At 39.5% G+C, this 3,037-nt stretch carries 5 protein-coding genes; 4 read left to right on the forward strand and 1 reads right to left on the reverse strand.

Annotated elements, in window-relative coordinates; genetic code table 11:
- Both hutI and AC1DRF_RS21310 read left to right on the forward strand, forming a co-directional pair.
- A partial coding sequence (hutI, locus tag AC1DRF_RS21305; RefSeq protein ID WP_477741627.1) for an imidazolonepropionase occupies window positions 1-954 on the forward strand: 954 nt, incomplete at its 5' end.
- A 75-nt stretch (window positions 955-1,029) separates the two neighbouring features.
- Entirely contained in the window at window positions 1,030-1,404 is a 375-nt protein-coding gene (locus tag AC1DRF_RS21310; protein WP_013057816.1) for a DUF7674 family protein, read from the forward strand.
- 47 nt (window positions 1,405-1,451) lie between these two features.
- Here AC1DRF_RS21310 and AC1DRF_RS21315 read toward each other — a convergent pair whose 3' ends face one another.
- The gene (locus AC1DRF_RS21315; protein WP_013083888.1) at window positions 1,452-1,745 is read right to left on the reverse strand and encodes a DUF3817 domain-containing protein; all 294 of its coding nucleotides are present in this window, start codon (window positions 1,743-1,745) and stop codon (window positions 1,452-1,454) included.
- A gap of 260 nt (window positions 1,746-2,005) precedes the next feature.
- Here AC1DRF_RS21315 and AC1DRF_RS21320 point away from each other — a divergent pair, with 260 nt between their 5' ends.
- Both AC1DRF_RS21320 and AC1DRF_RS21325 read left to right on the forward strand, forming a co-directional pair.
- Window positions 2,006-2,575: a TetR/AcrR family transcriptional regulator gene (locus AC1DRF_RS21320; RefSeq protein ID WP_016764786.1), complete on the forward strand. Its 570-nt coding sequence runs from the start codon at window positions 2,006-2,008 to the stop codon at window positions 2,573-2,575.
- Between the two features lie 39 nt (window positions 2,576-2,614).
- On the forward strand, window positions 2,615-3,037 hold a 423-nt coding region (locus tag AC1DRF_RS21325; protein ID WP_477741628.1), incomplete at its 3' end, for a DUF6188 family protein.

Consider the following 3,037-nt stretch of genomic DNA (forward strand, 5'->3'; position numbering starts at 1 on the left):
CACACGCTGTGTACGCTGGCTCGCGTGAAGAAGAATTTTATAGGCGGTTTGAAAGGCCAACTTCTTACTTGGATTTATCAGCAGAGCTATGAGCGTCTTACGTCTTTTCTAGCTCACGGAGTCACAACTATAGAAGTGAAAAGCGGGTATGGCTTAGAACTAGAAACAGAACTAAAGCAGCTGCAAATCGCTAAAATGCTGAATGATACGCACGCAGTTGATGTAGTAAGTACCTTTTTAGGCGCACACGTCGTACCTCTTGTATATAAAAAAGATACGCAGAAATACGTCAATTTACTTATTCACGAAATGATTCCTCAAATTTCTTCTTATAAGCTTGCAGCATTTAATGATGCTGTATGTCTTCCAAATGCTTTTTCATTCAAACAATGTCAAGAAATACTAGAAGCCGGGAAAAGCMATGGCATGCTTCCAAAAATACATGCCGACCCCTTTGAATACTGCAGAGGAGCGGAGCTCGCAGCAGAGGTAGGAGCGATATCAGCAGATTATCTTTTGTATGCTTCTGATGAAGGATTAAAGAAACTGGCTGAAAAACGGATCGTAGCGACACTTTTACCGGGGAATTCCTTATTTGTTGGAATGAAATGGCCAGATGCTAGAAAAATGATCGATTTAGGAGTGCCGGTTACTCTTTCTACAGACTGCAATCCTGGTTCATCTCCAACGACTTCACAGCAATTTGTGATGAACCTGGCATGTATGAATATGAACATGAGTCCTGAAGAAGTGCTTGTAGCCACAACTATTAACGCAGCTCATGCTATTAATCAAGGAGATAAGATTGGGAGTATTGAAGCGGGAAAACAGGCTGACTTAGCGATTTTTAATGTCTCTAGTTATCGAACCCTTCAATATCAGTATGGCTTAAATCATATTGACTGCGTAGTAAAAAAAGGAGAAGTAGTTGTAGAAAACGGAAAAGTTTTGTAAAAGAAGTTTATAGAAAAAGAGAAAAGGGTAAAGAATAGAGAATTTGTCACACATGCAAAGGCAGGGAATTTAGATATGATTACAAAACAAAATGTTATTCCATTACTAAAAGAAGCTTGCCCATCTTTTGAGCCAAGCGAAGAAGTGGACCTCAACGATAAAGACGAGCTGCAGCATGAATTAAGCCGTGTTGCAGGTCATTTAATCTCTCTTGAATATAACGGCCAGCTCCAGCGTGAACCGGACGTATTTGAAGCGATTGAACAGCTGTATATAGAAGGTGAAGCTGATGTGAAAGAAGCTGTTACAACGGGACTCTTTCAAGCAATGCATGAAATGATTATAGATCAGCAAATTAGCCCAGAAGAAATTGGAATGCTATTAAAACCTCACTCACTGAAGTGGTGGAAAACGATTGACCATTTTAGCGAAAACAGTGGTGAACAGTAAGGAAAAAGAACGTCATGGAGACATGATGTCCGTGACGTTCTTTTCTTTTACTGTTCTTTTTTCAGCTGTCTCTCTAAAATAAAAGGGCCGAACGGAATAACCGACATAAGAAACGCAAATAAAGAGCGGCCGATTGACCATTTATGCGCGAATTTTACATGAACGACTGCAAGAGCGTACAGCACAAAAAGTGCACCGTGTGCTGCGCCTACAACTGATACAGCTTCTGGTATGCCTGCTGCATATTTTAGCGGCATAGCAATGCCAAGCAGCAGTAAAAATGAAATTCCTTCTAAAATTCCTACTAAACGCAGGCGACCGATTGGTGATGTAAGAACCATGTTTTCTCCTCCCGTAACGACGGAATAAATTTCTGTATCAATGACAAAAATGTACCATAGCGAGCTCTTCATATACAAGCATCATTTGTATCTGTCACAAAAAAGTCGAAAACGCTTTAATTTGCTCTATAAAAGTGTTTTGTTTAAAAAACTGACATACTCTTGTGATGCAAGGGATAAAAGAGCACACTACGTGTTGACAAGTTATTTTAATTATTTTATATGTATAGTATCGAAAACGTATGAGAGGATTTTTTACCATGACAAACCGAAAACAGCAGAGAGAGAAAATTTTAGATGCTGCTTTTGAAGTGTTCGGATCCAAAGGCTACTATGAAGCAAAAATGATTGATATTGCTAAACTAGCAGGTGTATCTAAAGGAACGCTTTACTTGTACTTTTCGTCTAAAGAGTCGCTTTATATCGCTGTGAACAATCGTTCGTTTGATGAGTTTTTGTATCATGCAAAGCGAAGAACGGATGAATGCCAAACGTTTCATGAAAAGCTGTATTCAATTGCGAAGCATCATCTGCTCTTTTTTTACGAAACTAAAAAATATCCCGACTCTTTTTGGCAAGCCCCACACCAAATGCCAGAAATGATGGGTCGTCTTCATCAATTTTTTGAGGATTATCACGGGCTTGTTGCTAAATTGATTGAAGAGCAGAAAATAAAAAATGCTTTTTTACACTCAAAAGCGTTTTGCAGCATGTTAAATGGGTATAGGATGGATATCGTTTCCGATGATGATATAACAGAAGAAGATATCATGAACTATGCGGAGTTCATTGTGAACTTATACATTGAAGGCTGCTACTTTGAGACCTAAAAATGACTCGTCGGTACTGGTTGATAATGGAGGGATATGATGGATACCAGCAGCACAGTGATTAATTTTTCATATTTTCAAGAACAAATCGTTACCAAGGTTAACACAGACAATACCCTGCCGTTTTCTCTTGGATTTAGTAAAGGTGGACTTGTGGCAGAATGTCCATGGAGACTAAAAAACAAACGCAGCATCTTGCTTGGTCAAGCGGACTGGAAATCGCTACATTCTGCCGAGCAGCGTCAGCAAGTCGAAGCGCTGCTGCTTGGCCAGCACATTATTTCTATACAGTGGTATGAAGATATCGGTATACTTCGAATTACATTTTCTAATGGGTATGCGCTAGATATGTTTCACGACAGCTCGTTTTTTGAAGGTTGGGATTTATATGGTCAAGATGGCTTTTCCTTTATCTCGCTTCCAGGGGGAGCGTGTGACCATCAAATTTCAGTTTGTATAGAC

Source organism: Priestia sp. P5_B4, from assembly GCF_056400385.1.

What these genes read in the sequence shown, in the direction of transcription:
- AC1DRF_RS21310 (WP_013057816.1), top strand. Translation starts at nt 1,030, where the DNA reads ATGATTACAAAACAAAATGTTATTCCATTACTAAAAGAAGCTTGCCCA.
- AC1DRF_RS21315 (WP_013083888.1), bottom strand. Translation starts at nt 1,745, where the DNA reads ATGGTTCTTACATCACCAATCGGTCGCCTGCGTTTAGTAGGAATTTTA.
- AC1DRF_RS21320 (WP_016764786.1), top strand. Translation starts at nt 2,006, where the DNA reads ATGACAAACCGAAAACAGCAGAGAGAGAAAATTTTAGATGCTGCTTTT.